Annotated in this window: 26 protein-coding genes; 19 read left to right on the forward strand and 7 right to left on the reverse strand. The window is 65.0% G+C overall.

Annotation, left to right across the window (positions count from 1 at the left end; translation table 11 throughout):
- Positions 1 to 206 precede the first annotated feature (206 nt).
- Entirely contained in the window at positions 207 to 680 is a 474-nt protein-coding gene (locus NG697_RS11275) for a sensor histidine kinase (protein ID WP_252614233.1), read from the forward strand.
- Positions 681 to 704: 24 nt separating this feature from the next.
- Here NG697_RS11275 and NG697_RS11280 read toward each other — a convergent pair whose 3' ends face one another.
- Positions 705 to 1316, reverse strand: a complete 612-nt coding sequence (locus NG697_RS11280) for an NADPH-dependent FMN reductase (RefSeq protein ID WP_252614234.1) — start codon at positions 1314 to 1316, stop codon at positions 705 to 707.
- 195 nt (positions 1317 to 1511) lie between these two features.
- Here NG697_RS11280 and NG697_RS21060 point away from each other — a divergent pair, with 195 nt between their 5' ends.
- Positions 1512 to 1646: a hypothetical protein gene (locus NG697_RS21060; protein ID WP_256468737.1), complete on the forward strand. Its 135-nt coding sequence runs from the start codon at positions 1512 to 1514 to the stop codon at positions 1644 to 1646.
- A gap of 132 nt (positions 1647 to 1778) precedes the next feature.
- Positions 1779 to 2414, forward strand: coding sequence for an SRPBCC family protein (locus NG697_RS11285; protein WP_252614235.1), 636 nt, complete (start codon positions 1779 to 1781; stop codon positions 2412 to 2414).
- Between the two features lie 156 nt (positions 2415 to 2570).
- Here NG697_RS11285 and NG697_RS11290 read toward each other — a convergent pair whose 3' ends face one another.
- Positions 2571 to 3515 carry an SMP-30/gluconolactonase/LRE family protein gene (locus NG697_RS11290; protein WP_252614237.1) on the reverse strand — a complete coding sequence of 315 codons (945 nt, stop codon included), beginning with the start codon at positions 3513 to 3515 and terminating at the stop codon, positions 2571 to 2573.
- A 211-nt stretch (positions 3516 to 3726) separates the two neighbouring features.
- Between NG697_RS11290 and NG697_RS11295 the strand changes: the two genes are divergently transcribed.
- Together NG697_RS11295 and NG697_RS11300 are read left to right on the forward strand one after the other, a co-directional pair.
- Positions 3727 to 4065, forward strand: a complete 339-nt coding sequence (locus NG697_RS11295; RefSeq protein ID WP_056341133.1) for a hypothetical protein — start codon at positions 3727 to 3729, stop codon at positions 4063 to 4065.
- Between the two features lie 65 nt (positions 4066 to 4130).
- A complete protein-coding gene (locus NG697_RS11300) occupies positions 4131 to 4778 on the forward strand; it encodes a LysE family translocator (protein WP_252614238.1) in 648 nt (215 codons plus the stop codon).
- A 2-nt stretch (positions 4779 to 4780) separates the two neighbouring features.
- Here the strand turns inward: NG697_RS11300 and NG697_RS11305 are convergent, their stop codons facing one another.
- Complete coding sequence (locus tag NG697_RS11305) at positions 4781 to 5167, reverse strand: hypothetical protein (RefSeq protein ID WP_252614239.1); 387 nt, start codon at positions 5165 to 5167, stop codon at positions 4781 to 4783.
- 126 nt (positions 5168 to 5293) lie between these two features.
- On the opposite strand from NG697_RS11305, the gene NG697_RS11310 reads away from it, so the two are divergent.
- Positions 5294 to 5890 (forward strand): dTMP kinase, encoded by a 597-nt coding sequence (locus NG697_RS11310; RefSeq protein WP_252598973.1) that lies wholly within the window; start codon positions 5294 to 5296, stop codon positions 5888 to 5890.
- 47 nt (positions 5891 to 5937) lie between these two features.
- Here NG697_RS11310 and NG697_RS11315 read toward each other — a convergent pair whose 3' ends face one another.
- On the reverse strand, positions 5938 to 6336 hold the full coding sequence (locus NG697_RS11315) for a cupin domain-containing protein (RefSeq protein ID WP_056341140.1): 399 nt from the start codon (positions 6334 to 6336) through the stop codon (positions 5938 to 5940).
- 317 nt (positions 6337 to 6653) lie between these two features.
- On the opposite strand from NG697_RS11315, the gene bcp reads away from it, so the two are divergent.
- Both bcp and NG697_RS11325 read left to right on the forward strand, forming a co-directional pair.
- Entirely contained in the window at positions 6654 to 7133 is a 480-nt protein-coding gene (gene bcp / locus NG697_RS11320; protein WP_252598974.1) for a thioredoxin-dependent thiol peroxidase, read from the forward strand.
- A 39-nt stretch (positions 7134 to 7172) separates the two neighbouring features.
- Positions 7173 to 7760, forward strand: a complete 588-nt coding sequence (locus NG697_RS11325) for a GNAT family N-acetyltransferase (protein WP_252598976.1) — start codon at positions 7173 to 7175, stop codon at positions 7758 to 7760.
- 228 nt (positions 7761 to 7988) lie between these two features.
- Here the strand turns inward: NG697_RS11325 and NG697_RS11330 are convergent, their stop codons facing one another.
- Complete coding sequence (locus NG697_RS11330) at positions 7989 to 8336, reverse strand: hypothetical protein (RefSeq protein ID WP_252614241.1); 348 nt, start codon at positions 8334 to 8336, stop codon at positions 7989 to 7991.
- Positions 8337 to 8530: 194 nt separating this feature from the next.
- Here NG697_RS11330 and NG697_RS11335 point away from each other — a divergent pair, with 194 nt between their 5' ends.
- From NG697_RS11335 to purM, 7 genes are all read left to right on the forward strand, one after another.
- Positions 8531 to 9643 carry a PP2C family protein-serine/threonine phosphatase gene (locus NG697_RS11335; protein WP_252608169.1) on the forward strand — a complete coding sequence of 371 codons (1113 nt, stop codon included), beginning with the start codon at positions 8531 to 8533 and terminating at the stop codon, positions 9641 to 9643.
- On the forward strand, positions 9640 to 11610 hold the full coding sequence (locus NG697_RS11340; RefSeq protein WP_252614242.1) for a glycosyltransferase family 2 protein: 1971 nt from the start codon (positions 9640 to 9642) through the stop codon (positions 11608 to 11610). Before NG697_RS11335 ends, NG697_RS11340 begins: the two co-directional genes overlap by 4 nt.
- Positions 11600 to 11932, forward strand: coding sequence for an STAS domain-containing protein (locus NG697_RS11345; RefSeq protein ID WP_252598980.1), 333 nt, complete (start codon positions 11600 to 11602; stop codon positions 11930 to 11932). Before NG697_RS11340 ends, NG697_RS11345 begins: the two co-directional genes overlap by 11 nt.
- Positions 11925 to 12350: an ATP-binding protein gene (locus tag NG697_RS11350; protein WP_252598981.1), complete on the forward strand. Its 426-nt coding sequence runs from the start codon at positions 11925 to 11927 to the stop codon at positions 12348 to 12350. The genes NG697_RS11345 and NG697_RS11350 overlap by 8 nt, the downstream gene beginning before the upstream one ends.
- 101 nt (positions 12351 to 12451) lie before the next feature.
- The gene (locus tag NG697_RS11355) at positions 12452 to 12766 is read left to right on the forward strand and encodes a hypothetical protein (protein WP_252608164.1); all 315 of its coding nucleotides are present in this window, start codon (positions 12452 to 12454) and stop codon (positions 12764 to 12766) included.
- Between the two features lie 86 nt (positions 12767 to 12852).
- Entirely contained in the window at positions 12853 to 14532 is a 1680-nt protein-coding gene (purF, locus tag NG697_RS11360; protein ID WP_252598982.1) for an amidophosphoribosyltransferase, read from the forward strand.
- Entirely contained in the window at positions 14529 to 15692 is a 1164-nt protein-coding gene (purM, locus tag NG697_RS11365) for a phosphoribosylformylglycinamidine cyclo-ligase (RefSeq protein WP_252598984.1), read from the forward strand. The genes purF and purM overlap by 4 nt, the downstream gene beginning before the upstream one ends.
- Positions 15693 to 15775: 83 nt before the next feature.
- Here purM and NG697_RS11370 read toward each other — a convergent pair whose 3' ends face one another.
- Both NG697_RS11370 and NG697_RS11375 read right to left on the reverse strand, forming a co-directional pair.
- Positions 15776 to 16555: a VOC family protein gene (locus NG697_RS11370; RefSeq protein WP_252608162.1), complete on the reverse strand. Its 780-nt coding sequence runs from the start codon at positions 16553 to 16555 to the stop codon at positions 15776 to 15778.
- Between the two features lie 230 nt (positions 16556 to 16785).
- Positions 16786 to 17019: a DUF3073 domain-containing protein gene (locus NG697_RS11375; RefSeq protein ID WP_056341155.1), complete on the reverse strand. Its 234-nt coding sequence runs from the start codon at positions 17017 to 17019 to the stop codon at positions 16786 to 16788.
- A 275-nt stretch (positions 17020 to 17294) separates the two neighbouring features.
- On the opposite strand from NG697_RS11375, the gene NG697_RS11380 reads away from it, so the two are divergent.
- The 4 genes from NG697_RS11380 (at position 17295) to NG697_RS11395 (ending at position 19168) form a co-directional block, all read left to right on the forward strand.
- On the forward strand, positions 17295 to 17936 hold the full coding sequence (locus NG697_RS11380) for a septum formation family protein (protein ID WP_252598988.1): 642 nt from the start codon (positions 17295 to 17297) through the stop codon (positions 17934 to 17936).
- 98 nt (positions 17937 to 18034) lie between these two features.
- Positions 18035 to 18403 carry a hypothetical protein gene (locus NG697_RS11385; RefSeq protein ID WP_252598990.1) on the forward strand — a complete coding sequence of 123 codons (369 nt, stop codon included), beginning with the start codon at positions 18035 to 18037 and terminating at the stop codon, positions 18401 to 18403.
- Between the two features lie 223 nt (positions 18404 to 18626).
- Positions 18627 to 18776, forward strand: coding sequence for a ribbon-helix-helix domain-containing protein (locus tag NG697_RS11390; RefSeq protein ID WP_252598992.1), 150 nt, complete (start codon positions 18627 to 18629; stop codon positions 18774 to 18776).
- Positions 18773 to 19168, forward strand: a complete 396-nt coding sequence (locus NG697_RS11395; protein WP_252598994.1) for a VOC family protein — start codon at positions 18773 to 18775, stop codon at positions 19166 to 19168. Before NG697_RS11390 ends, NG697_RS11395 begins: the two co-directional genes overlap by 4 nt.
- The last annotated feature ends 1 nt before the right edge of the window (position 19169 follow it).

A 19169-nucleotide genomic window follows, 5' to 3' on the forward strand; every position in this document is an offset into this window, starting at 1 on the left:
TTCTAAAAGTTTCTTTCCTTAGACAGTCAGAAACCTATAGACGGAAAGCGGCGTGCGTCCGTTAAGGCGCGCTCAAAACGCCCACGGAAGAGTCAGGAGAGCCGAAAAATTGATTCAACCTTGAGCCAACCCTTGGCAACTCATGCAGTTGGCGGTCCACGCTGGATTTATCACCACAAGAAAACGGCGGGGAAGCAGGAAGATTCATGGGGAACGAATCAGCTCTGGGCGAGGTCGACGCGGTGGGAGGACTGATCACTGATCACCACCCACTCGACTTCCACACCTTGGGGCTGGCCGGTTGCATTGACCGGCTGACGGGCCCCCTCCGCCAGCAAGGAACGGCAGTCCGCTGGGATACTCCGCACTGGGGCATCGAGATCCCGGCGGACTGCGCGCTCCTCCTCTACCAATCGGCGCGCGAAGCGCTGAGCAACGCCCTAAAATACTCCGACGCCGCCGAGCTCACCGTCCAGTTGTCCGCCGTTGACCACGGCATCCGTCTTGTAGTGTCCGACGACGGCACGGGCTTTGACTGCGACCTCGCGTTAAGCGGCAAGAACCACGGCTACGGGCTGCGGCTGATGTCCGTGGCAGTACATGAGGCCGGCGGCACCGTCAGCGTCTGTTCGAAGCCAGGGGAGGGCACCACCGTGACGGTCACCCTTCCCCTGGACTGAGCCTGTGGGCTTGGGAAGGCTGGACTACCGTGAAAGCTTGTCCGGATCCGGGTCCGGATCGCCGATGTGGCCCGGCGCATTGGCGGCCAGTACCCGCTGGACGAACGCGCTGTATTCCTCCATGTAGTGCCGCAGGAACTTGGCTGTGCCCTCATCCCGGACCTCGCCGTCGTCGCCAAAGACGCCTGGCTTGAAGTGAATGTACACTTCCGGGGCGTTCAATTGGGGGGCGTCCAGGAAGCTCAGCACACTCCGCATGGAGGACTGCATCACCGCCGTGCCGATACTGCCCGGCGAGGCACCGATGATGCCGGTGGGCTTGCGCGCGAAGGAGTTGGTGCCCCAGGGCCGCGATGCCCAGTCGATGGCATTCTTGAGCGCTCCCGGAATGGAGCGGTTGTATTCGGGGGACACAAACAAGATGCCGTCCGAGGCCTCGATCGCTTCCTTGAGGGCGCGGCCTGCCGGCGGGAAATCGGCGTCGTAGTCGTAGCTGTAGAGGGGCAGGTCCTTAATAGGGATCTCGGTGAATTCAAGGTCCGCCGGGGCCAGCTTGATGAGGGCCTTGGCGAGTGTGCGGTTGATGGAGCCGGTGGCCAGACTCCCCACAAAGTATCCAATTTTCTGCGTTGCCATGAGATAGTTTCTTCCCAACAGCCGGCAGAACCGGCTGGCCGTAGAGCTTTACAGGATGAAGCGGGCAAAGTGCGCCCCCAGTCCAGCACAGAACACGTGCCGCCGCCAGAGCTCTGGAAGGGTTCTTGACACCCCGCTTCGGGAGGCGCTGAATGATGGTTGAGGCACATTCCACACACCATAGGAGCGGTTGAGATGAAGGAAAAACCAGTCGTGGCGCAGCGCATCCACAGCGAGGCTCCGGCCGAAGGGGACGAGTTGGCGGACCCCACCGACATCCGAGTGCACTCCCAGGAACCCGCCGAAGGCGCCGACACCGACGACGACTAACCGCCGTCTCCCTCCCCTCTAGCCCACGCGCCCCTGAAGCCTTGCCCCTGACGCCTTGCCTGCAACAGCGACAGGTAAGCATACTGACTGTATTCAGTTTGTCATCAGACCGTTCCAGTCAAAGGAGACGTTGTGAGCAGCAAAGTCGAGAAGCGGATTGTGGTTGACGTGCCGGTCAGCACCGCCTACAACCAGTGGACCCAATTCGAGGATTTTCCGCGGTTCATGGGTGGCGTGGAGAGCGTGACCCAGCTCAGTGCCGACCGCCTGAAGTGGGTGGCCCATATCGCCGGGGTCCGCCGTCAGTGGGAAGCCACCATCGTGGAGCAGATCCCGGACCGCAGGATCGAGTGGGCGTCCACCGAAGGCGCCACGAACTCCGGTGCCGTGGAATTCTCCGACGCCGGCGGCAACAAGACCGAGCTCTCCCTCACCCTGGAGTACCAGCCGGAGGGCATGGTGGAGAAGGTGGGCGACCTCCTCCACGTCGTGGCCCGCCAGGCGGAGCACGACCTGAAGAAGTTCAAGGAATTCATCGAGCACGAGGGCCATGCCACGGGCGCCTGGCGGGAATCCGTGCCCACGGGCGAGCCGTCGGCGTACAACCGGTACACGCACCCGTTCGACCAGACGGGCGGAATGGTGGATCTTGAGGGCGAGTCGGACGGCTCGGCGGAGGGCGAGGCCCACAGCCGGGGTGACCATAGGATCCCCAAGCGGGACGACGGCACCACACCGCCCCTCGGCGGCAACCTGGGCGACCGCTAAGGGCGGAGTCGCACCTAGGGCGCCACGCCGCCGTCGTACTTTGCAACAGCAGTACGCGGCATCAGCTGCCCGGCCCCATACAAGCTGCCCGGCCCCGCACGAGCGGTGCTGCCCCGCACCGCTCAAGCGGGGCAGCACCGTCCCTACGTAAGCGGCCTAATCTCGGGCCGGCACCAGCACTACTTCGTGGGGGCTGGCCGGCCGCATGAACTGCGCATTCACGGCAGCCAGGGTGTTCCCGAACCGCGCAACCGTAGTGGGAACATCGAAGTGGGGACTGGTGATGGTGTCTTCGATCTCGCCGGAGGAGAGATCGTTGGAGAGGTCAATCCGGACGATCTGGTTCAGGAAGTTCTGCACCGCCCAGACGGTATGGCCCCGGACCAGGATGCCGTCAACCTTCGGCACATCCACACCCTCGATCAAGGCACTATCGCCGGTTTCCGGGTCGACGGTGTAGAGGGCCCTGTTGTTCGAATGAGCCACGATCAGGACCCGGCCGCCCTTGGCGGCGGCAATGCCGTTGATGTTGAAGGGACCGGTCAGCCCGGCAGCCGGCCCGCACAGCGGCAGGATCTCAACAGTGCCCAGCTCGCCGTGCCTGCCCACGGGGAGGAAGTAGAGCTCGCCGGCGGCCGAGTTTGTGAACCAGGCGCCGTCCCGCGTCAGGGCGACGTCATTAATGAACCCCGGAGCCAGCGTGAAGTCATCCACCGGCTCGCCGGATTCAGTGTCATAGACGAACGCCTTGCCGGTCGCCCCGCCCGCTACAAACAGCAGGTTGTTTCGCGTATCGGCCTTCATCCCGACGGCGGCCCTCGGCTGCGAATCAAAGTCCGATACGTCGATGAACATCCGCGCTTTGCCTTCACGGATGTCGCCGCGGTAAATGTCCCCAAGTGCCAGGTCTCCGGCGTAGAAGGTTCTTCCCTTGCCGGCGGCTATCCCCTCGGCGGAGGTGGCGCCCTTGAGCACAACGACCGAGTCATCCGGCGGCGACGCCGAGGCCGGGAGGACAGGCACCAACAGCCCCATGAGTGCAATGAACCCAATGGCGGTACGGCGCTGTACTTTTCCTGAATTCTGGGCTGTGCGGACCATGATTCTTCCTTGAATTTAGGTGATCCGCACGGGCCAACCTGCGGCAGGCCCGCACGATTGTCCTGCCAGTCTATGCACCCCGAGAACCACCCCGCCAGACTCCGGTGCCCCCTCCTTGTGCGGTCACACTCCGCCCGCCGGAGCCCCCGGAGCGGCAAGGCGCCGCGGTCTCTGCTTACAATCGAAACCTCAATCAACTACTGAGGGACCCATGAAGAAACTCGCCACCGCCCTGATCGCTGCCGGCCTCGTGCTTTCCGCTTCTGCGTGCACCACGCCCACCAAACTTTCCACCCCCGAAACCTGCGACCGCGTCAAGGCTGTCCTGGCGAACCCCGCGAACAACGTGGGCAAGACCGGCCTGGTGCGCCTCGCCAACCAGATCCGGCCCATCGAAGTTGTGGCATCGGATGACCTCAAGCCTGCGCTCGGATCCATCATCGCGTTCACGGACGAGTCCGCCAAGGAAGCCCCGGACGAGGCCAAGCTCGCCGAGCTGGAGGCCAAGTACCAGGAAGCCGGCGCCGCCTTCACGAAGCACTGCAGCTAAGACGCCTCCTGCGTTAACGTTCGACGGCGGCCGGTTGGCCGCCGTCGTTGGCTTATCCTTGGCTCGTGGATCTCTATCAGTCACTGCTCTCGTTCGGCCTTGTGGCCGGACTCCTGACGCTGGTTCCGGGCATCGACACGGCACTGGTGCTCCGTTCGTCCCTCGCCAGGACCCGCGGTTTCGCTTTCGCCACGGCCCTGGGCATCTCCACCGGACTGATGGTGTGGGGAATCGCGGCAGCCGTGGGCGTCTCGGCGCTGCTGGCAGCATCTGAACTGGCCTACCGGGCGCTCACCATCGCCGGTGCCGCCTACATGGTTTGGCTTGGCGCTTCACTGCTGTGGAAGAGCCGGGCCAAGGACCCGTTATCCGCCTCGCCCGAGGTTGGAGTGCCCGCGGCCTCCCGCCATCAACTGTTCCAGGGCTGGCTGACCGGGACAGGCACTAATCTACTTAATCCGAAGGTGGGGGTGTTCTACATCGCCACGATTCCCCAGTTCATCCCGCCGGGGACACCTCCGCTGCTGATGGGAATTTTGCTGGCCGGCGTCCACTGCGTCCTGGGCCTTGCGTGGCTGACCTTCCTGATTTTCGGAGCAGGTTTCGCCTCCAAATGGCTGAACGACGCCCGCAGCCTCCGGACCATCGACCGCATCACCGGCACCGTCCTGATCGGTTTCGGGCTGCGGCTCGCCCTCGAACCACAGCACTGACGCTAGTTCAGGGACAGCACCACGTAGAGCACGGTCAGGATAACCACTGTGGGTGTCATGACCAGGCGTTCAGGCTTACTGCGGGAGATTCCGTTCAGCACGATGCCCACCGCGAAATAGGCCGTCAGCACCCAACAGAAGACGTCCGTGAATCCTTGGTTCACCAGCGGGGCCGCCATGCCAGCCTTGGCCAGCCCAACATAGGCGAAGACGACGTAAAGGATGATCGAGGTGGCGCTGCCGATCCGCAGCTTGGTGGGCAGGACGTTGTGCTGGCCTCCCCACGCGAACCGTCCCAGTGGTGCTCCCGCGATCAGGGCGGCCTGAAAAACCGCGAGCGCGGCCAAAAGTACACACGCAACAATCGCGGCTAGCTGGGCTAACTGCATCGAAGATCCCCATTCTGCGGGTGCCTGTTGCAGGCGCCGTCCGGACGTAAGCTTAATGTGACCTCCGCCTCATGATGGGACGATCACGCTGTCCCTTCCGTTAAACCATTGGCGAAAGGAGGCCATGTGCTTATTGTCTTAACCGGAATCGACGGCTCGGGAAAATCCACGGCCGCCCGCGCCTTGGTAGATGCGGCCCAGGCTGACGGCGAAAACGCCCTGCTGCTCAGCAACCATGCCGGCAGGCGGAGCATGTCCGTGCTGGCTGAACGGCTGGCCATCCGCTGGCCCCGCCGCCTGGCCGACGCCGTGGAAACCACCCTCCGCGTGGCCAACGTGCTGGTGTCCCATGCCCGAGCCGGCCGTGTCGACGGACTGGTGGTGATGGACCGGCACCTCCACTGCCAGCTGGCCCTGCGCGCGGCCAAAGGACTGCGGCGTGGCCGCCTGCTCCCCTGGCTGATTTCGTCCCTGCCGGAGCCTGACGCCGTGGTGCACCTGGACGTTGAGCCCGCGCTGGCACACCAGCGCATCGTGGCCCGCGGCACCGATTCTGAGACGCTGGCTGACCTGGTGGACCTGCGGGACGCCTACCGCTCCATGCCCGAATACCCCGGTTTCGTACAGCTCGACGCCGACTGCCCGCCGGCCGAGGTTGTGGCCAGGCTCAAGCGGATCGTGCACAAGCGGCTCGTGCGCGCGGAAATTGCCGTGGCTGTATAGCCCCCACCCTAGCCCCGGCAGGCCAGCTCCGACTCAAATCAGCGCGCTCAAATCAGCGCGTGGGATCCCCTGCTCCGCGGCCGACCGAAGGACGCCGTACCCAGGAATTCAATGGCGACGAACGGCTCGGAGCCAACCACCCACTCATCGTGCCCGGGAGGCAACGCATAGGTGTCATGGGCGCGGATGGTGGACCTCACGCCGTCGGACGTTTGAATCTCCAGGCTTCCGGACACACAGTAACCGAGGTGGTTGTGCTCGCAGAAGTCCGTCAGTTCAGTAGGCTTGGCGGACTCGGACCAGCGCCAGCCTGGAGCGAGGATGAGGCGGGCCACCGAGTAGTCGTCAACCGTGACGAGATCGAACTCGGCCTTGTCCGGACACCGCTTCTTGTCCGGGATGTCAAGGGATTTAACAGCCAGTGCTCTGATGAAATTTGCGGTCATGGGGAAACAGCCTTGGGATCATTTGCGGCGGGCGCTTAGGGCTGGGACCAAGCGGTTGTGCGTGGATGCCGGCTAGCGGCTACGTAGTGCGGATCACGTACTGCGGAGACCAGAAGTGCGTACCTCTAACCGTATCCATACGGCGCCTCAAGTCAATGGACCGCCGGACATTCGCAGAACGGGTAACTGACCCCCGCACACGTCCCTGCCCCGGACCAGCCGGAATACTTCAAATGACGCCGGAGTTGTTGTTCAAAGTGGAAAGCCGATTCACTGGTTTCCTGTCTTTTGCCATCAGAGTCTCCCGAAGGAACGCCATGAGCCCCCAACTGACCATCAAACTTCAGCCAGGTACCCAGGCCCCCGAGTTCACGCTGCAGGACGCCGAGGGCAAGGAAACCTCCCTGGCCAACTACCGCGGCAAGAACGTCATCGTGTACTTCTACCCGGAGGCGGCAACCCCCGGGTGCACCACCGAGGCCTGCGATTTCCGCGACAGCCTCTTATCCCTGCAGTCCTCCGGTTATGAAGTCCTGGGCATCTCCCCCGACGCCCCGGAGAAGCTGGCTAACTTCACCGGCGACTTCAACCTGACCTTCCCGCTGCTCTCCGACGAGGACCACGAAGTAGCCCTGGCCTACGGCGCGTGGGGAGAAAAGCTGGTCGACGGCGAGATCGTCGAAGGCCTCGTCCGCTCCACCGTGGTGGTGGATCCGGCGGGCAACGTGGCGCTGGCGCAGTACCAGGTCAAGGCGCAGGGTCACGTCGCTGCCCTGCGGGAGTCCCTGGGGGTCTAGTCTGACGGGGCACAGGTACCCACCAACCGGGAGTCAGGCATGGCGATCGAAGTCCGTCCCGGAACGCTGTTCGAAGACGTCAAAACGCTGGTTGGACCCAAGCGGCCCGATGCCAACGTGTGCTGGTGCCTGAGCTACCGCATCCCGTCCAAGCAGAACCTTGCGCTGCGCGGAACAGCCCGCGGCGACCTGATGAAGGAGCTGGTGGCGCAGGATCCGCCGCCAGGGGTTCTGGCGTACGACGGCGACGAAGTAGTCGGGTGGGCAGCTGTCCATCCGCGCGCCGACACCAGCTTTGCCCGCAACCGCAGGATTCCGCACGTGGACGACCTCGATGTTTGGTCTGTGTGGTGCATCCGGGTCCGGCCCGGTTACCGCGGCAAAGGGATCTCCCATCACCTGCTCAAAGGTGCCGTGGAGCTGGCCCGCGGATACGGCGCGCCCGCCATTGAGGGGTACCCGGTGGACAACGGCGGCAGCAAGGTGGACCTCACCATGGCGTACGTGGGCACGCGCAAGCTCTTCGAGAAGGCCGGGTTCGTCAAGGCCGCTGATACGGATTCGGTACTCAACGGATTCCCGCGCGTCCTGATGCGCCGGGACCTGCGCCGATTCCGCGCGTACTGACGCGGGACCAGCTGACGCAAACTGCGCTACATCAGGGTTTCTTCCACCAGCTGCTCGGCCAGTCGTTGTCTATGAACCACAAGGCCAGCAGCACCGCGTCCATGGTCAGAAGCCCAGCTAAAAGATAAGCCCACCCGGTGTACCAATGCACGGCAATCTCCTGACCTGGTATCCCCCAGCCACTCGATTGTCACCAAGTGTGGCACGGAAAGGGTCAGGAGGGAACGGCTACTTTGCGAGCGCCGCCAGGCGGCCGTGAACTTCGGTTTCGCGGTTGAGGAGGCGGGTGAGCTGTTCGACTTTTTCCGAGAGCTCCACGCCGACGGCCAGCCGGTCCCCCGGCCAGCTCGAGGCCTCCCAGGACTCCCCCAGGGCCTGGGCCAGCGAGCGGGATAGCGAGCGGAGTTTCCAGGAATGGCTCAGGTAGTGAACGGTGCTGCGCGGGCGGCGTCCCTGCTTCAAGAGCCGCCGCCACGAGCGCCCCAGCCTGCCGGGCAGTCTGACGGGCAGTCTGACGGATTCCGCTGGTTCCATAAGTCCTGCACCGTCCTCCGGCAATCCGCGCAATTCCTTCAAAGCTGGTCCTTCGAGTGTGGCCAAGGAGCCTCAAGGTCCCATCAAGGGCGGGCAAGTATTCCGGCAAGTCTGGGCCACGCCAGGCCGGTCAATGGCCGACCGCCCCGGAATGTCGAGTGCTGCACCCGACTTTCAACCCTCGTTGTCAGGTCTATGACATGCTTCACGGGCCCTAATACTGTAGAAGTAGAGGCATGCCTTCCATGCCCGAACCGCGCCGTGCCGTTGTGATTGAGGACGATCCGGACATCCGAGGCCTCCTTGTCCGGATCCTGACCAAGCAGGGTTTCGAGGTCACCCACGCTGAAGCCGGCCTGCCCGGCGTGGAGGAGGTCCGCCGCGCCAAGCCGGATCTCATCACACTGGACCTGAACCTCCCGGACGTGGACGGGCTGGAAGTCTGCAAACTCCTCCGTGAATTCTCTGATGCCTTCATCGTGATGCTCACCGCCCGTGCCGACGAACTGGACAAGCTCACGGGCTTGGACAACGGCGCCGATGACTACATCAGCAAGCCATTCAGCCCGCGCGAACTCCAATCCAGGATCAACGCCCTGTTCCGCCGCCGGCAGCCGTCCGCCGCGGACACAGCCGTGGCGAGCGAGCTGGAACGCGCCACGGAGGTCCAGCAGAGCCTGCTACCCCAGGAGGACGTCCGGGTGGACGGGTACGACGTCGCCGGCGTCTTCCGCCCCTCCCGCAGCGTCGGCGGTGACTTCTACGATTGGTACCGCACGCGGGAGGGCCTGCACCTGACGTTCGCCGATGCCATGGGCAAGGGCATGGGCGCCGCCCTCATCGCGGCCACCGTCCGGGCCGTCATGCGGTCCACGGGACAGCGCCAGGACCTGGACGCCGCCTTCGCCTCCGCCAGCACCACCATCGCGGCGGACCTGGATTCCTCCAACTCATTTGTCACCCTCTTCCACGCCCGCCTGGACGCCGCTTCCGGCGTCGTCAGCTATGTCGACGCCGGCCACGGACTGGCGCTGCATGTCACCGCAGAGGGGTCGGCGCACCGTCTTCCCAGCGGCGGTCCGCCCGTGGGCGCCTGGGCCGGATCCGCCTGGCCGCAGTCCGCCGTCGGCCTGGCCCCGGGAGACTCCCTGGTGGTGGCCAGCGACGGCGTGCTGGACGTTTTTGACTCGGTGGAGCAATTCACTGAGGCGGTGCTCGCCGCAGCCCATGGCCAGGTTTCTGCGCAGTCCGCCAGCGACGCCATCATGGCACTGGCCCCTGCCGAAACCGCCGAGGATGACGTCACCGTAGTGGTGGTCCGCCGCCTGCCTGAGCCAGCCCCGGCATGACGCGCTTCTGGACCCGCCTGGTGGTGGTCCTGACGGTCATATTCGGCCTGAACTATGTGGGCTGGCGCTGGGCGTCCTCGCTGAACTGGGACGCCTGGTGGATCGCCGTGCCCTTGGTGCTGGCTGAGACCTACAGCCTGATCGACGTGATGCTGTTCGGGATGACCGTGTGGCAGCTCAAGATCCGCAAGGGAGCCCCCGCGCCGCCCCACGATGCCACCGTGGACGTCTTCATCACCACATACAACGAAGACCTGGACATGGTGATGACCACTGCCCTGGCGGCCCAGAAGATCCGGCACCCGCACAGCACCTGGATTCTCGACGACGGCGCCCGCCCCGAGCTGAAGGCCCTCGCCGAAGAGCACGGGCTGGGTTATGTGACGCGGAGCGAGGACTGGACCAGCAACGTGCCGCGCCACGCCAAGGCCGGCAACCTGAACAACGCCCTGATGGTCACGCACGGCGAATTCCTGCTGATCCTGGACGCGGACCAGGTCCCCGAACCGGACATCCTGGAAAAGACCCTCGGCTATTTCAACAACCGCCGGGTAGCCCTGGTCCAGACCCCGCAATACTTCAGCAACGTGCCCGCCCACGATCCACTCGGCAGCCAGGCACCCCTGTTCTACGGCCCCATCCAGCAGGGCAAGGACGGCTGGAACGCGGCGTTCTTCTGCGGCTCCAACGCCATCCTGCGCCGCGACGCACTGATGCAGCTGGGCCTGGTGGGCTACGTCAAGGAGACTGAAAAGAGCATCCGCCGTGCCCTCACGGCTTCCCGGTCCGCCATCCGCCAGGCGCGGAAATCCGCTGACATGGACACCCCGCTCGTAGCTGAAGTGCTGGACGCGGTGGAGGCCGCCACCCGCGAAGCCCAGGAGCAGCTGGCCGCCGGACAGCCGTTGAGCGAGATCACCTACCGGGTCCGCCGGCGCGTGGACGCGGCCGTGCAGACGCTGGTCCAGGCTGACATGTCCGCGCTGCAGGCCGACCTCGAAGAGATCGCCGCCATGGAACTCGCCCAGGTGGGTGACGCCGGCGTCCCAGTCGTGGCCGACGACGCCGTCCAGCGCATGTCGGCCCGTGACTGGTCGCCGCTCGGCGCGCTGGAATCCGTGCAGGCCGTCCTGGATGCCCTGAGCGTTGAGCGCAACGACGAAGCCCAGCCGGTCATGCCGCTGGCCACCATCTCCGTCACCGAGGACATGGCCACGGCAATGCGCATGCACGCCATGGGCTGGGAAAGCGTCTACCACCACGAGATCCTGGCCTATGGACTGGCGCCCGAGGACCTCAAGACCATGCTGACCCAGCGCCTCCGCTGGGCGCAGGGGACCATGCAGGTGCTGCTGCGCGAGAACCCGCTGGTGCAGAAAGGCCTGAAGATCGGCCAGCGGCTCATGTACTTTGCCACCATGTGGACCTACCTGAGCGGCTACGCGGCGGTCATCTACTTCGCCGCCCCCATCATCTACCTGCTGCTGGGCGTCCTGCCCGTGGCCAGCCTCAGCTGGGACTTCTTCCTGCGGTTCATCCCGTTTATGGTCGCCAACCAGGTGCTGTTCGCGGTGGCCGGCCGGGGAATCCCCACCTGGCGCGGGCAGCAGTACAGCCTGGCGCTGTTCCCCACCTGGATCAAGGCGTGTTCGACGGCGGCCCGGAACGTCTGGTTCGGCCGCCCCCTCGGGTTCGCCGTCACCCCCAAAGCCCGCCAGACCGGCGGCCCCAGCTGGAGCCTCATCCGGCCCCAGATTGTGGTGAGTGTGCTGCTGGCGGTGGCCGCCGTCGTCGGGATTATCCGCCTGGCCACGGGACTGGCGGAGCCGCTTGGCACGCTGGTGAACGTGGGCTGGGTTATTTTTGACCTGGTGGTCATGAGCATCCTGGTCCGGGCTGTTTTGTACAAGGGCTACGAACCCGCTGTGGACGTTGATGCTGGAGAGAGGAAAGCCGATGGAGTTTAGTTACGTGGTCAAGGATTCGTACGCGGAGGTCAAGGCGGACGGGCGGCTGAACATGGTGTCCGCGCCCAAGCTGCGCGAATTCGTCACCGATGTGATCGCCGGCGGTTCCTCGCGGATCGTGGTGAACCTGGAGAACACGGCGTTTATGGATTCCTCCGGCCTCGGCGCGCTGATCGGCTGCCTCAAGGCCGCCCGTCAGGCCGGCGGGGACCTGCGCATCGCCGCCGTCCAGCCGCAGGTCAAAATGGTTCTTGAGCTGACCAGCATGGACCGGGTGTTGACTGCCTACGCCTCCGCCGACGATGCGTTCAGCAATGACTGAGGTCCTGGCCCGGCGGACGTTCCGGGGACTGTCCGCTGCTGAGTCCATCGACTCCGTCCACAACGAACTGGACAAACTCTGGGAGGACGCCCCGTTCGTCCAGGCCATGGACCAGATGACCTTCACCACGGCGGTGATCGAGGCCGCGTCCAACATCGTCCAGCACGCGCGGCCGGCCAAGGCGCAGAAACCCGTGGAGCTGGGAGTGGACATCAGCGTCCAGCCCACCCTCCTGCAGGCCCGGGTCAGTGCGTTCTTCGCCAAGCCGCCGTTCGGCCCCCTGGAACCGGGAACCCCGGACGACGATTCCGAGTCCGGCCGCGGCCTGGCGCTCATCGAGGCGCTGGTCACCACCGTGACCTTCGAACGGCAGGACGGCACCAACACCTGGATCCTGTCCCGGACGTCACAGCCCTGACCCTCCCCACCCCCGGTTGCTCTATCACCTATAGCTCCCATTCGGCCGTTTTGGCAGCTATACGTGATAGAGCAACGGCAATGATGAGTAGGCTAGAGCGCATGTCTTTTGAAGAATCCCCCGCTGAGCGCCGCGAGGTCACTGTCCGCCGGGCACCGAAATATGTGCCGTTCCTCATCCTCGGCGCCCTGATGGGCGCAGCGGTAGCTGCCGCCGTCGCATACGGTCTCCCCGGTGACGAATCCTTCGAGCGCGGCTCGGTGTTCGGTTTCTTCCTGGTGATGTTCGGCGCCGGCGGCGCGGTGCTGGGCGCCGTGGTGGCCCTGCTGCTGGACCGGCGGAGCGTCAAGCGCCAGAAACGCGCCATCGTGGAAGCCGTCCCGGATTCAGAGCCCGACGACGGCGCGCAGCCCTAGGTTCCAACACCGTCGTCCGGCCTCCGGGCACAGTCACAATGCCGGCGGCGGAAAAGTCGTACCGCATCTCGTGAGATAATCGACCAGTGGCACGCGGCGATGGAAAACTTTCTCATGATCTTCTCCCTGGCGAAAAGGGACCTCAGGACGCTTGTGGCGTTTTCGGGGTCTGGGCGCCAGGTGAAGAAGTAGCAAAACTAACCTATTACGGGCTGTATGCATTGCAGCACCGCGGTCAGGAGTCGGCTGGTATAGCTACCAGTGACGGCAAGCGGATCAACGTCTACAAGGACATGGGCCTCGTATCCCAGGTCTTCGACGAGACCACGCTGAACACCCTCACCGGGCACCTGGCGGTGGGACACTGCCGCTACTCCACCACCGGAGCCAGCCACTGGGCCAACGCCCAGCCCACCCTCGGCGCCACCAGCACCGGCACGGTTGCCCTGGCGCACAACGGCAACCTGACCAACACGGCCGAGCTCAACGCCATGATCATGGAACGCAACGGCGGCCAGCTCAGCGGCGAAATGAAGCAGGGCAACACGTCGGACACCGCCCTGGTCACGGCACTGCTTGAAGGCGAGGAGGGCAAGACCCTCGAACAGACCGCCATGGAGCTGCTGCCGAAGATCAAGGGCGGTTTCTGTTTCGTGTTTATGGACGAAGGCACCCTCTACGCGGCACGCGATACCTACGGCATCCGCCCACTGGTCCTGGGCCGGCTGGAGCGCGGCTGGGTGGTTGCCTCCGAGCAGTCCGCCCTGGCCACCGTGGGCGCCAGCTTCATCCGCGAAATCGAGCCGGGTGAATTCATCGCCATCGACGAGGACGGCGTGCGTTCCAAGCGCTTCGCGGAGGCGACGCCGGCCGGCTGCGTTTTCGAATACGTTTACCTCGCCCGTCCGGATGCCGCCATCGCGGGACGCTCCGTGTACGAGTCCCGTGTGGAGATGGGCCGCCAGCTGGCCCGCGAAAACACCCAGGACGCGGACATCGTCATCCCGGTCCCGGAGTCCGGCACCCCCGCGGCCGTGGGCTACGCCGAGGAATCCGGCATCCCGTTCGCGCATGGCTTCGTCAAGAACTCCTACGTGGGCCGCACGTTCATCCAGCCCTCGCAGACCCTGCGCCAGCTGGGCATCCGGCTCAAGCTGAACGCCCTCGAGTCCGTGATCCGCGGCAAGCGCGTCGTGGTGGTGGATGACTCGATCGTCCGCGGCAACACCCAGCGCGCCATTGTCCGGATGCTCCGCGAGGCCGGCGCCGCGTCCGTCCACATCAAGATCTCCTCCCCGCCGGTCAAATGGCCGTGCTTCTACGGGATCGACTTCGCTTCCCGCGCGGAACTGATTGCCAACGGCGCCACCATCGAGGAAATCTCCCAGGCCATCGGCGCCGATTCCCTGGCGTACATTTCCGAAGACGGCATGATCAACGCCACCAGGCAGCCGCGCGAGCGCCTCTGCACGGCCTGTTTCACCGGCACGTACCCCATCGAGCTCCCGGGCGCGGACAAACTGGGCAAGAACCTGCTGGAGCGTACCGACCTCGGCGGCCTCACCCCGTCGCCCTCTGCCCTCCCCGGCGCAACGGCGGCCCTTGCGATCGACGCCGAGGAGGACCCGGCGGAGAAGGCCGGCGCCACCGGCTGCGATCCGGGACCGGACGCCGAGTTCGAGAACCTGCTCACCGAAGAAGACCACGTGCCTGCGATCCGCCACGAAGCCACCATCCCCGGCGCTGAAAAGAAAGAGTCCGTATGACTTCCGCAACCCCCGCCGCCGCCGGTAACAGCCCACTGATCCCCGCAGGCATCACGTACGCCTCCGCCGGTGTTGACGTTGAAGCCGGCGACCGCGCCGTGGAGCTGATGAAGGGTGCCGTGAAGGCCACCCACAATTCCTCCGTCATCGGCGGAGTGGGCGGCTTCGCCGGCCTGTACGACGTCTCGCGCCTGCTGACCTTCAAGCGCCCGCTGCTGGCCACGTCCACCGATGGCGTGGGCACCAAGGTTGCCATTGCCCAGGCCATGGACATCCACGACACCATTGGCTTTGACCTGGTGGGCATGGTGGTTGACGACATCGTCGTAGTAGGCGCCGAGCCGCTCTTTATGACCGATTACATCGCCTGCGGCAAGGTTGTCCCCGAGCGTATCGCGGACATCGTCCGCGGCATCGCCGCGGCCTGCTCCGTGGCCGGCACCGCCCTGGTGGGCGGCGAAACCGCCGAGCACCCCGGACTGCTGGGCGAGCACGAATACGATGTTGCCGGTGCCGCCACCGGTGTTGTCGAGGCCTCCGACCTGCTGGGCCCGGACCGCGTCCGCGCCGGCGACGTTGTGATTGGTATGGCCTCCTCCGGCCTGCACTCCAACGGCTACTCCCTGGTCCGCCGCGTCATCAACCACGCCGGCTGGGCACTGGACCGCCAGGTCTCCGAACTCGGCCGCACGCTGGGCGAGGAACTGCTGGAACCCACCCGCGTCTACGCTGCAGACTGCCTGGACCTTGCCCGCGCCTTCCCGGTGAACAGCGCCAACGCCGTGCACGGCTTCAGCCACGTCACCGGCGGCGGCCTGGCCGCCAACCTGGCCCGCGTCCTGCCGCAGGGCCTCGTGGCCACCGTGGACCGCGCCACCTGGGAGCTTCCGGCCATCTTCAAGCTGGTCTCCGAGCTGGGCAACGTCCCGCTGGCCGACCTCGAGCGCACCCTGAACCTCGGCGTGGGCATGGTGGCCATCGTGTCCGCCGAAGCCGCCGACGCCGCCGTGGCCCGCCTCAACGACCGCGGCGTCCCGTCCTGGATCATGGGCACCGTCACCGCGGACTCGGATTCCATCCTCAAGACCGGTCCGGACTACGTCCAGGGCGCCAAGGGTGTGGACGGCGGCGCCGTCCGCTTGGTCAACGCCTACGCCTAAACCCTCATCGAGTGCTCCGCAACCGCCCTTTTGAACCTTGAAAACGGCGGTTGCGGAGCACTCGATGCGTTAAGCGTCAGGCGCTAAACCTCCAGCAGGCTGAACACACCGCCCTGCGGGTCCTTGAGGGTGGCCGTGGCGCCGGGAGTATCGTCGTCATCCGGCTCCGGCGCGATCAGCACTTCCGCGCCCGCCGCCACGGCTTTCCGCACGGCATCGGCCACGTCGGTGACGCCGAAGTAGATCTGCCACCTGGCAGGCGCCTCGGCCGCGACGATCCCGGCCACCTCCGCGCCGTTCACCATCAGCGTGCTGTACGTCCCGCCGTCGTCCTGGGGATACTCGGTCACCTCGTGGCCGAACAGCTGCTGGAAGAACCCGACGGCGGCCCGCGGCTCGGGCGTCATCAGCTCCGTCCAGGACAGCGCACCGGCCTCGTTGTACCGGCCGGAGCCCGTGTGCGTTCCGGGCTGCCACACGCCGGTGGTCCCGCCGCCGGGAGGATCCACAAACACCATCACGCCGGTGTCCGCCACTTCCTCGGGGCCGAACTGCACTGCGCCGCCGGCGTGGGGAACTTCCTCGGCCAGCGCACCGGCGTCCTCGGCCGCGAAGTAGATGTTCCATTGGGCGTGCGTGCCGAGAGATTCCTGGTGCGGGTTCTGCGGCGCCACCACGGCCACCAGGTCCTCCCCCACGAACGCCTGGGCATAGCTGCGCCCATCGGGCGTGGGCAGGTCCTTGAAGGTCCACCCGAACACCGCTGCGTAGAAGGCCTTGGCTGCCTCCACGTCCCGGGTCTGGACGTCAGCCCAGCACGGTTCACCGTGGCGGTAGCTGGTGGATGAGGAGTTTCCTGGCATGGGAGGTCCTTTCGCGGGCGGCACACGCATCAACGCCTCCAGTCAACACCAAAAAGCCCGCCACCGGCACCGGGTTCCGGCGCAGGCAACGGGCCTGCTAACTGAGGCCAGCACCGCGGGTCCGCTGGGATCCGGGGTGCTGAAAAGAAGCGCTGTACTAACGAACGGCGTCCGAACGTACTGCAGCGTCGCGGGGCCGGGCGCCTTGCGGCGGGGCCGGCGTGCAACAACTAGCCGATCCGACGGGTGTGTACCTCGTCGTCGTCTTCTTCCAAATCGTCCGCGTACTTATCCACATAAGCCGAATAATCCGGTTCAACCGGGTCATTCGCGAAATGGCTCGTGGCACGACCTTCAGGACCTTTGAGCTCTCGCTGAAGGGCCGAATAGTCAGTGTTCGGGGAATAGTACTTAATATCCCGAGCCTGCTTGGTAGCTTTTGCCTTTTGACGGCCGCGCCCCATGGCGTGACCCCCTTTTGTACTCGGACCGGAGGTGGTCACCTTGGCTATCGGTGAGGCCCCGGAATGTTTGGTCAATTTGTCGTAACACCTAGATTACATGCTTTCCGCGCCCGGTGCGCCCCGGCCCGTGCGCGCGGACGCCATGTCGGGTACCCTATCCGCGGCGACGCGCGGGGTTCCCGGCTTTTTTGTTGGATAGAGTCTCTTCATCAGCTGCCGATCCGGGTGCATGGGGCGTGCAGCATCACGAGGCGACACCCAGGAGGGGTATCCGGATGGAGAACCAGGAATCGCGCCCCGTCCCGCCCAAACCCGGCGCTCCGCCCACCGCGGGGTTGCCGCAGGTGGCGGTCACGGCGCCTGCCATGGAGGGCCCGGTCCGGAAGCCCCGGCAGGTCGCGTCTACTTTCCTGAAGGCCGTCTTTGTGGTGGTTCTGCTCGGCGTGGTGGGAGGCCTGGTGTGGCTCGCCGTGTGGCTGGATTCCGAGGCGCCCCAGACGTCCGACGACGGCGGCTCGGGGATCGTGGAAATCTCACCCACTCCCCTGGTCACGCCACTCCCGCTCCCCCGTGAGGGTGTGGAGCCGCCGGACTACCGGCTGGGCGACTGCTTCAAGGATTTTGACCCCGAGGCTTTGCGGTCAACGGTGGTGGCCTGCGATACAGGCCACTCAGCCCAGCTTGTGGCCGTTTTCCGCTACCCCGCCGTCGGCTCCTATCCGGGCCGGGAGGCCCTTGCCGCCAAGGCCCTGGAGGCCTGCCAGGCGGCCAAGCTGGGACCGGCAGCGAACGAGTACACGCTGAACTTCCAGCGGGCCTACCCCAGCAGCACCAGTTGGGAATCAGGCGACCGGCGCGTGGACTGCTACGTCACAGCCGACGGCGGGAACGTCATCAACGCCAGCGCACTGCCCTAACAGACCGCATTACACGCGAACGGATACAGAGCCTACGGCTTCATTGCATTCGGCGGTTCGCTGGTTTGACCTTTGGGCTGGGGGTTTAGACTCGGGGCATGTCAGCTCTTTGGGGGACGCAGACTCAGCGCACACGGGTCCTGTTCGTTTCGGCCGCACTTGTGGTATCGCTGACGGGCTGTGAGCACGGTGGCCCGGCTGAGGGTGCGGCTGGCTCCTCGTCCCAAGGCGCAACGGCGCAGCCCGGCAAATACAAACTGCACTTCCTGTGCGAAGGACCCGCCGACGTCGAGTTGTCATTGGCGAGCTGGGCAGGCGCCGCCGTTCTGGAACCAGTCCGTGTCGCGTGCGACGGCGGGGTGTTCGCGGCGCAAGTGAAGCTGGACACCGACGGTGCAGACTTCACCATGAATCCCGGCAGCGGCCCAGACGGACGCTATGCCTTCAGGCTCGTTCCCGCTTCGTAGCGGCTTGGAGGAAATTGAGCGCGATGACTGGCGCAGTTTCTGTTGCCAAGCCTGCTGGCGGCGCCCGACCCGATCATCGTCAACGTGACCTCGCGCCTGGGCTCCCTGTCGGCCAGGCCAGCGGTACGTTCGCAGACCTGTCAACAAGTTATGCCTACAAGATGTCCAAGGCGGCGCCGAACATGCTGACCATCGCGTTGGCTCAGGACCTTCAGGGGCGGGTGTGGCCGACAAGACACAGTCCAACATCTACCTGCCAACAGACCTAGTCAAGCAGGTCAAACACGCAGCAATCGAACGCGGACTATCACTGTCGTCGTTCGTCGAAGAAACGCTGACCCAGGCCCTCAACAAGGAAGGTTCAACCAAATGAGAGTTACTCCGATCCGCTTCGTGCGGAACATCGAGCTCGCCAACAAGTTTTATTCCACCCTTGGGTTGAACGAGAACGCTGCAGCAACAAGCGGAACCTGGGCGGACCTGTACGGCAACGGCGGGCAACTTCGGCTCCACATTGCCCAAGCGGGAACCACACACTCAGATGCCGGAGCAGTAGCGCTGCACTTCTCCACGGACGAAAAGCTGGAGCTCACCGCAGAGCGACTAAGAGCTGCCGGATATGCCCCGTCGGACATCATGGACGAAACGTTCGGCCGTTTCATCACCGTCAATGACCCTGACGGATACCGCATCCAAGTCAACGAAATGGATGCGGACCACCAAAACCTCAGCTATGAAATACGGGAATCTGCTGCCCCGAAATAGG

Origin of the sequence: Pseudarthrobacter raffinosi (assembly GCF_023913835.1) — a bacterium.
GTDB lineage: Bacteria > Actinomycetota > Actinomycetes > Actinomycetales > Micrococcaceae > Arthrobacter > Arthrobacter raffinosi.

Excerpts from the sequence above, each read along its gene's own strand:
- NG697_RS11275 (WP_252614233.1), top strand. The coding sequence starts at position 207 with ATGGGGAACGAATCAGCTCTGGGCGAGGTCGACGCGGTGGGAGGACTG.
- NG697_RS11280 (WP_252614234.1), bottom strand. The coding sequence starts at position 1,316 with ATGGCAACGCAGAAAATTGGATACTTTGTGGGGAGTCTGGCCACCGGC.
- NG697_RS21060 (WP_256468737.1), top strand. The coding sequence starts at position 1,512 with ATGAAGGAAAAACCAGTCGTGGCGCAGCGCATCCACAGCGAGGCTCCG.
- NG697_RS11290 (WP_252614237.1), bottom strand. The coding sequence starts at position 3,515 with ATGGTCCGCACAGCCCAGAATTCAGGAAAAGTACAGCGCCGTACCGCC.
- NG697_RS11295 (WP_056341133.1), top strand. The coding sequence starts at position 3,727 with ATGAAGAAACTCGCCACCGCCCTGATCGCTGCCGGCCTCGTGCTTTCC.
- NG697_RS11305 (WP_252614239.1), bottom strand. The coding sequence starts at position 5,167 with ATGCAGTTAGCCCAGCTAGCCGCGATTGTTGCGTGTGTACTTTTGGCC.
- NG697_RS11315 (WP_056341140.1), bottom strand. The coding sequence starts at position 6,336 with ATGACCGCAAATTTCATCAGAGCACTGGCTGTTAAATCCCTTGACATC.
- bcp (WP_252598974.1), top strand. The coding sequence starts at position 6,654 with ATGAGCCCCCAACTGACCATCAAACTTCAGCCAGGTACCCAGGCCCCC.
- NG697_RS11325 (WP_252598976.1), top strand. The coding sequence starts at position 7,173 with ATGGCGATCGAAGTCCGTCCCGGAACGCTGTTCGAAGACGTCAAAACG.
- NG697_RS11335 (WP_252608169.1), top strand. The coding sequence starts at position 8,531 with ATGCCTTCCATGCCCGAACCGCGCCGTGCCGTTGTGATTGAGGACGAT.
- NG697_RS11340 (WP_252614242.1), top strand. The coding sequence starts at position 9,640 with ATGACGCGCTTCTGGACCCGCCTGGTGGTGGTCCTGACGGTCATATTC.
- NG697_RS11345 (WP_252598980.1), top strand. The coding sequence starts at position 11,600 with ATGGAGTTTAGTTACGTGGTCAAGGATTCGTACGCGGAGGTCAAGGCG.
- NG697_RS11350 (WP_252598981.1), top strand. The coding sequence starts at position 11,925 with ATGACTGAGGTCCTGGCCCGGCGGACGTTCCGGGGACTGTCCGCTGCT.
- NG697_RS11355 (WP_252608164.1), top strand. The coding sequence starts at position 12,452 with ATGTCTTTTGAAGAATCCCCCGCTGAGCGCCGCGAGGTCACTGTCCGC.
- purM (WP_252598984.1), top strand. The coding sequence starts at position 14,529 with ATGACTTCCGCAACCCCCGCCGCCGCCGGTAACAGCCCACTGATCCCC.
- NG697_RS11370 (WP_252608162.1), bottom strand. The coding sequence starts at position 16,555 with ATGCCAGGAAACTCCTCATCCACCAGCTACCGCCACGGTGAACCGTGC.
- NG697_RS11375 (WP_056341155.1), bottom strand. The coding sequence starts at position 17,019 with ATGGGGCGCGGCCGTCAAAAGGCAAAAGCTACCAAGCAGGCTCGGGAT.
- NG697_RS11380 (WP_252598988.1), top strand. The coding sequence starts at position 17,295 with ATGGAGAACCAGGAATCGCGCCCCGTCCCGCCCAAACCCGGCGCTCCG.
- NG697_RS11385 (WP_252598990.1), top strand. The coding sequence starts at position 18,035 with ATGTCAGCTCTTTGGGGGACGCAGACTCAGCGCACACGGGTCCTGTTC.
- NG697_RS11395 (WP_252598994.1), top strand. The coding sequence starts at position 18,773 with ATGAGAGTTACTCCGATCCGCTTCGTGCGGAACATCGAGCTCGCCAAC.